The organism is Bartonella sp. AP40SXNS, assembly GCF_042195825.1.
Lineage (GTDB): Bacteria > Pseudomonadota > Alphaproteobacteria > Rhizobiales > Rhizobiaceae > Bartonella.
This window is the reverse complement of record NZ_JBHIPB010000003.1, coordinates 281,145-288,873: the sequence shown is the minus strand read 5'-3', so window position 1 is coordinate 288,873 and position 7,729 is coordinate 281,145. Positions and strand designations below refer to the sequence as shown.

Below are 7,729 nucleotides of genomic sequence, written 5' to 3'. Positions count from 1 at the left end.
CCGACATCTCAAAGGGGAACCGACATCTCAAAGGGGAACCGACATCTCAAAGGGGAACCGACATCTCAAAGGGGAACCGACATCTCAAAGGGGAACTAAAAAACTGTAAAACCGTTTAACAATGAAGAAGCCCCTAGGCTGACAAATTGGAGTTCACACTGTCAACTACTCATTTGGAAAATAATTTATGAATCCCCTTGTTTTTATCCTCTTATTGGTTTCATGTACGGATGATTTTAACAGTTGCTATTCGAACAATACAATGGTTAAAACTTACCCAACAGCTCAAGCTTGTGAACAAGCCATGATACCGTCCACAAAAAAGTTTGCACTTTATGGACAACAAATTTTTGCTCAATGTATAAACGTACAACCCAGTTTACATCAACAAGAAGTAAACTTGATCTGGTCTGTAACAAACCGTGGAAATTTTCTTCTTAAAAGCCAAAACGTAAAGGACAAGCTGTCTACAGTCCACAAAGAAGATATTTTACCAACATCGCTTCCTCTTTTGCGTTCTTCTTCCACAAACCTCTTGCACAAAAAACTTTAAAAGCATAAACCCATCAGATCTCAAAAAAATAATCAATGGAAGACATGATAGATAATAAGCGAATGCACCCTTCAAAAGACCATCACACAGAGCAAAGTACTCTGCCTCAAGATCTCCCCTTAGATCCTGCTGTAGAACGGGTGAGAAAAAAACTTATGGGATTAATGATTATTTCCGTTTTAATAACGCTCTTCCTTATTCTGACCGTACTATTTTTAATTGTTTATAAAGTTATCGCAACGGGATCAGCGTCAAAACAAACAGAGCGATCTTCCTCTCTCAGCAAAAATCCACAAGCTACCCATCATACGCTCTCCTTACCGGAAAAAACACAGATTTTGTCGCAAAGCCTCTCAGAGAACAATATTGTACTGAAAATTTTAACCCCTGATGGACAAACAAAATTTATGATTTACAATTATTATACCGGTGCACTTGTCTCCATTCTTTCTGTTGAAACAACAGAAAAAATATCGACAATAACGCCTCATTAAGCAAGCCAACCTCAATAAGCGCTGACATAGCATTCTGAAGGTTTAAACATTTTCTGCGAGCCGGGCATTATCACACGCTTTTCCAGCGCGTAGGTGTTGCCGACAATCCTTGGCGCTAGAGAGAGTTCATAAGAGCCATTTTTATTCCTTCTTATACAAATTTATCCACACGGGCTCTCCCCGCTTGCAACGTGCAGGCGAATGGTTTTTGTTGATTCAACCATGGGACAAATTTGGAATGAGAGAATCCTAGGGATTTAGGGGCTCTCACCTAACATACAAAAAAATGAATTGTTATTATAAATCAATGTGATAAGTCTTAAATTTCCACCATACGGCGACGGCGCATTTTTTACTGTATCCCCTCACTTGAATTTTGGAAAAGAAGAAACCTTTCTGTCAACGCATTCCCATTTTTAAGAAAACGGACATCATTTGATGAAAAGCTAATGAACGTGCAAGAAATGCTTCTTCTTGAGTGTAAAAATTCAACATATTAATTTATAGTGATGATTTATTTTGCATGTCAAATGAGAACCTCAAATACTGTAAGATTCTCTCATCTCAAATCTATTTATGATGAAGCTCATCAAAATCATTTCCTCACATACCCTAGCAAGGAAATTGATGAATAAAATACCTCTTATAGATAATCCGGTATCAAAAGAAGAACTGTTGCAACATTGAAAATTAAAGCAATAACGCCCAGCTTACATCTTTTATTAAGCAAAGATAACCGATGGATTTCACATGATAGAATTCATAAACACCAGCGCGAAATGGGCATGAATATATTGAACAATATTAAATATAGGTGTGAATTAAATAAAACAACGACATTGCGTTCTTCATAAAAGAACTGCCTCTTAAAATACACGAATGTGGTTTTCTCTGTATCCCCTCACTTAAATCTCAGCAAAGAGGCAATCTTTTCTGTCAACAGCCTTCGTTAAGTTCCTGATACAGCCCCGTGAAAACTGAAGGAAAGCGCAAGAAGCTTCTTGAGCATATTATAATTTATTATCATGATACCAATAACATCACCACACAAGCGCGCTTACACAGCACCCTTCAGGTTTAAACATTTTCCTCTGCCTCAAGATTGACCACTCGGCGACGGCGCGTCTTTCTCTGTATCCCTTCACCTAATTCAGGCAAGGAAGAAGCCTCTTTTGTCACTTTTGATGCATCTCCATTGCTAGAGCTTTCTGCTGTTGTGAGTGAAAGCTCAAAAGGTGCTTCATCTTGAGTGCGTACAGTACGTCGACGGGGAGAACGACGTGTTTTTTTGATGGGTTCAACATTTTTCTCAGAGAGACAGTGCTCTTGATCTGTTTTTTCATCCGATAGAGCCTCTAAAGCGTTTTCACGCGCATCTCCATTTTGCATTTTATCATTTTGGCCATCGCCATTTTTTTGCGACGACATTTGTAATACATCTGTATCACCCTCAACAGTATCATTTTTTTCACCGTCAAGATTTATTTCACCGCATTCTTGTCCATTGTTTTCATCACGATTTTCGTTTTCATCACCACGATTTTCATCACGCCGAGGCGATTGAGACATTTGCCCAGCTGCTGCTAAAATAATACGCAAATAGTGCTCGGCATGTTGTAAATAATTTTCCGACATAACACGATCACCTGCACCTTGTGCATCACGCGCAAGGCTTATGTATTTATCGGCGATTTGCTGAGCATTCCCGCGAATTTTAACATCCGGACCGCTACTTTCATAATTGCGAGACAACGGATTAGGCCCGCGACGATTATTATTGTTATTACCATTATTGTTATTATTGCGACCGCGTACCCGTCTATTTTGTTGTGGCCTCATCTTTATCCCTTTTTGGAGTGTTTGTCTTATGTGTGTCTTAATTGACTCTTCCTCATTGCATTATCTTTTGATAATGCTGATCACGTTTAACATACGCTTATCAAGCTATCCGCGTTTATTTCACTCAAACGAACCCTACTGATATTGATAAAAGCATATATTTTCTTGAAAATCACAAAACAGCAGGGAAATCGTAAATCAAAAATTCCCTTTTTCTCTGTCAAACAGCAGAAACCTAATGATGTTCACGTAAAATGCCAAGTGTTTTTTTTAAAATAAACCATATTTCACTAAAAAAAATAATTATCTTGTGGAAAACAAAAAGGAAAACACACATATAACACACCTGACAAAGAAAAAATTCCTGCCAGAGAATAGTAGAAGCTTCCTTTTTTGCTCTAAAACCACCGCTCCTAAAAACGCCGATATTCTCTACCCCCTCGTGCATTTAACTCACAAGCACTTCCATCCCAACGAGTCACTGCGCGAACCTCTTTATTTTATAAATATAGCCTCTCTTCATCGCTAAAGCAACCCCTTGCGAGCGATAATCCACGATCGCTTCACAAAACCTCTTAATTTTTATAGATAGATTAACACGAAGTATTATTCAAGCCCTATAATCACCAAGAGATCAATCTTCTTTCCCAAAAAAGCCAACGATACTATCAATTTTTATTTTAACCCATAGAGTTTTTAAGTTAATCACAGTTTTTATTTATAACAAATTGAGCTTAAAAACAAAATATTTAAATACAAAAAAATATCAAATTATGAAAAAAACAACCAATATGTCACACTTTTTTAAAAATCAGCTTCTTCTCAAAAAAATACCCTCCTCAAAGCCTATCAATAAGAATGGCCTAACGTATTTCCTTACTTATCTTTTCTGATAAAGAAAACTGGAATTATAAAACAAGCACATTTTAAAACCCAACACAGCGCTTTACGCATGAAGAAGCCTTGAATGTTTATAAAAAAATGTTTTTTTACTCATTTTTGTCATGTCTATTGACTTACACCCTCAAAGAAGAAAGATTCTCAAATCACACGGGTCTGTCAACAATGAAAATACTTATAAAATTCATACACTGAATTGATTTGTAATGATAATTCATATTTTTGTGTTGAGTAAGAAAACTTAATACCGTAGGATTTTTCATCCTCAATCTGTTTGCTATTGAATCAATCTCTTTTTCTTGCATGTTACACGTAGGAAAACCTGCATGGAGTAAAAACGAAAAAAAATACTAAAAGTACCTCTTATGAACCGTCTCTAAGGCTAAGGGGCTGTCGAGAGGCACCATTGGAAGCGGAGCAAAGTGTGAGATAGTACCAGCTTACTCTTTTTTAAACCATAAAGATGAACTTGCTTTATAAATTTTATACATTTCATGAGGGTTTTACCATTATACCATTCACCAAAGCCATTACGAAATGGGTTTCCCACACTCGTTATTTCCCTTAAAAAAGCGCAACAACCCCTCCAGAAACTCCACCACGCCCCCTTAAACATTTCAAGGAGGCCATCCATATCTTATATCGCCATACCTTAAATAAGAAGTGCGATATAACAAGATAAATAAATCAAGCTGCTATTGGTCATGAGGCAGATAGTCATTTAAGAGGCTTTTATCTTTTTATCAAAATTCGCATCCTTTTAACGTTCCCTATAAAAACTTAAAAGTAATTGCGCCTTTTGCCTGTTTTATTTTCTCTTTCATTCAGAAAACAGTCTCGTAAGAGAAAATAATTTCCATCCCCAGGACGGACCCTCGTCAAACATTGTTTTTTAGCACTATCAGAAAGCTTATCCCACATTTCACGAATAGCAAAATAGGCCTCACTTTCCAAATTAAGACAATGCTGATAAACCTCTCTTTTCATATCGGGCATAACGGAGGCAGAAATTTCCTTGCAATATACGCGTAGATCAAAAACAGGAATAACCAATTCAACGGGTGCTTGTTGTGTTACTTTTTTATGAGAAGAAAAATAACTAACCACCTTTGCAACAACAAAACACAAAAACACTATACAAAAAAGTATTATGCAAACAAAAGCAATCTTGCGATATAATCTTTTGAAATAAGCCTTTTGTCTTGCTCGGATTCTTTTTTCCATAAAGATTGTACCCTTTAATATCCCAAGAGAAGCTTTTACAGCAAAAAACGATAGAAGTATCTGTGTACACAATACAGGTTATAGCCGCAAACGATCAAGACTCTTATGTCAAAAGACTCTCTTTTTTACCGTATAATTCTTATGAAACACTTTTCTCATACCCTTTATGAAAAAATAGGGTTGATGATTTTCTCTCACCACTTTTAAAGACGAAGATTCTTCATCCATGCGATTCTATAAATAATTCGTCTTTGTTAAGACACATCATATTGATTTATAAAGAGTCTTTATTGTTTTGCACGTTGAATGAAAAACCCAAACACCATAGGATTCTCTCATCCGAAGTTTGTTTTTTGTTGAAACAATCAAAACCATGTCGCTTACAAGTTACAAGCGGAGCTGGCATGTGGATTAAAAACTGTATAAGAAAGGCATATGCTTCTTATGAATCGTCTCACGAACCAAGGCTGTCGTAATATTGGGAGCGAGAAAATACAATGATGGTGCCGGCTTGCCTCTGCATAATCGTAAAGATGGGAGTGCTCAATGGATTTACCGTTATTCACCACACAAACACTTCATATATAAAATCTTATACGCCTTCTATTACCGCCCCCTCAAAAAGCAGTCGCTAAAACAAGATAAGAGATTATAGATGTAAAACTCCTAACAAAAAAGAATAGACTTTCTAATCGAGATCAACAAACACTGTTAAAGACACATTTGCATTTTTGACCATGCTGGCATGCATGATAATGGCCCTTCAAATGCGCCACCATTTTATGCTTCACCTCATATCATTCTCTGTCAAACAATCACAAAGATTCTTTAACTATTCAACGCCCCCCCAACCAAAGCAAAGAAACCGAAACCAGACGCCTGCATTTTTATTTGAATCTTCCCTATTGGGATAAAACACACAAGAATTTAAAGATTTCACTGCAAAATGAAATCACAAAATACAATAATGAGAAAAATATCCAAAGCCATCTCAATAACAAATATATAGCGCCCCTGTTATTAGAAAGTAAAAAAAGCCGCACCATTTAAAGGCGCGGCTTATGAATAGAGATATAACTAAATAAAATACAAAAGAAATCAATAATAAATACTTATACACAAAACGTATAGTATTGCAAGCTTTTTAATTATATTTATAAAAATATCCAAAAAGAGTATAAATAATGATACATTCGTATTGAGGAGAGCTGTTTATAACAATACACTTTCTAAAATAAAAACGTATCAAATAAATCAAAATACTTTGTAGCTTTATCTCAATATAATCCATGAAAAAACACACATGATTTAAGTCCATAATTATAATAAGACCCGTTCTTTTACGCTTGTAAAAGCGGGTTTTTCTTAACTTACATCCACCACTTCAAAAGATGAAGATTCTTCACCCAATCTGATTTATCAACAGCCCAGATTGCAGTGGGGTCCATTTGGCTTTCTCACATGTGATTGACTTAAACTTAAAGCTCAACAAATAAGCCTGCCTTAAATATTTTCCACGCCCTTAAAAAAACACTTTTTGTATCAGGGAGGCTCTTACAAAGAGCTTGCCTTATATCATCACACCTGAAAGGACAGTATTTACAGCATAAGCAGGATAAGACAAACAACCGCTTATACAATCTTGTCTGACAAGAAAACAAGTGAAACTTTAGCCTTCAAGTCTTCTTAAACAGTATAGCATTTCTCTTCGTTTATAAGAAAAGACACAACGAGATGAACTGCTCTTTTTCTCTTTAAAAAAAAGCGTGAAAATGGCAATTTTTTATAGATTTAAAATCATCGAATGCTCTATCCAAAAGCTTTTTCAAAGTATTGCAAGATTTTTTATTTTTTTAAAGCTTCTTTTGCCATGCGTTTTTGTTTGGGCACAGCTCCTTTCTCTGTAGGCTTTAAAAACTTACCCTTAGATTTCAATATGCGCCCTACTCTCCCCAACAACGCATGATCAACTTATCCTGCAACAACGCTTCTCTATCAATTTTTACCCCTTTTTTAACATCTCAAACAGAGTGCAATTCCAGTCCCCACCGAAGATATAAATCAGGTTTATCTGATCTACAGCTTCAACCCATACATATTGTTATGATCACTCTTTTCTAACAAAGAAGAAATCTCTCTAGAATGCTCAACACTGATGTTTTGAGCAACACTACTGTGTAATTCTAGCGGCTTATGTGCTGTAAATTTTGAAATAAAAGAGCTGTAGTCTATTTTTGGTGCCTCGTATATTGGAGAAAAAAATATGTCTCCAGCGGACGATGATTCTGTTTTAATTTCTGGTGCGCTCACAAAACTGTTTGATGTCGTTATTCCACCACTCACAACACTATTAATACTGTCTTGCTTCTCTTCTTTCTCATTTTTTTTCTGTTCGACACTGGTAAGATCTAGAGCATTTAATTTTTTTTCTAAAGCATCCATGCGCTTTGAAATTTTTGTAATATCTTCATATGCTTTCTTCAACAATGCGTTTAAAGGAGCATGTCCCATTCTTCCGCTAGCATAAAGAACGACACGAATACATTCAGGATCATCAATATCAGCAATAGAAAATGGAAAAAGTGCCATTATATCCCCCTTTTTGATAAGCTAAACGCGTATTAAGCATTTGCATATTTTTTTCCGTTGTACGGCTCTTGCATTTCTCAGACAACCTCAGACAACCTCAGACAACCTCAGACAACCTCAGACAACCTTA

At 36.1% G+C, this 7,729-nt stretch carries 5 protein-coding genes; 2 read left to right on the top strand and 3 right to left on the bottom strand.

Annotated features, from left to right (window positions below; translation table 11 throughout):
- Positions 1–187: 187 nt before the first annotated feature.
- Both ACFILZ_RS03975 and ACFILZ_RS03970 read left to right on the top strand, forming a co-directional pair.
- Positions 188–553, top strand: a complete 366-nt coding sequence (locus ACFILZ_RS03975; RefSeq protein WP_375610682.1) for a hypothetical protein — start codon at positions 188–190, stop codon at positions 551–553.
- Positions 554–597: 44 nt separating this feature from the next.
- Complete coding sequence (locus ACFILZ_RS03970) at positions 598–1,047, top strand: hypothetical protein (RefSeq protein WP_375607016.1); 450 nt, start codon at positions 598–600, stop codon at positions 1,045–1,047.
- Between the two features lie 1,077 nt (positions 1,048–2,124).
- Here the strand turns inward: ACFILZ_RS03970 and ACFILZ_RS03965 are convergent.
- The 3 genes from ACFILZ_RS03965 to ACFILZ_RS03955 all read right to left on the bottom strand — a co-directional run bounded on the left by ACFILZ_RS03965 (position 2,125) and on the right by ACFILZ_RS03955 (position 7,599).
- Complete coding sequence (locus tag ACFILZ_RS03965) at positions 2,125–2,886, bottom strand: DUF4167 domain-containing protein (RefSeq protein ID WP_375610681.1); 762 nt, start codon at positions 2,884–2,886, stop codon at positions 2,125–2,127.
- A 1,680-nt stretch (positions 2,887–4,566) separates the two neighbouring features.
- Positions 4,567–5,010, bottom strand: a complete 444-nt coding sequence (locus tag ACFILZ_RS03960; RefSeq protein WP_375610680.1) for a hypothetical protein — start codon at positions 5,008–5,010, stop codon at positions 4,567–4,569.
- A 2,076-nt stretch (positions 5,011–7,086) separates the two neighbouring features.
- On the bottom strand, positions 7,087–7,599 hold the full coding sequence (locus ACFILZ_RS03955; protein WP_375610679.1) for a hypothetical protein: 513 nt from the start codon (positions 7,597–7,599) through the stop codon (positions 7,087–7,089).
- Between the last annotated feature and the right edge of the window lie 130 nt (positions 7,600–7,729).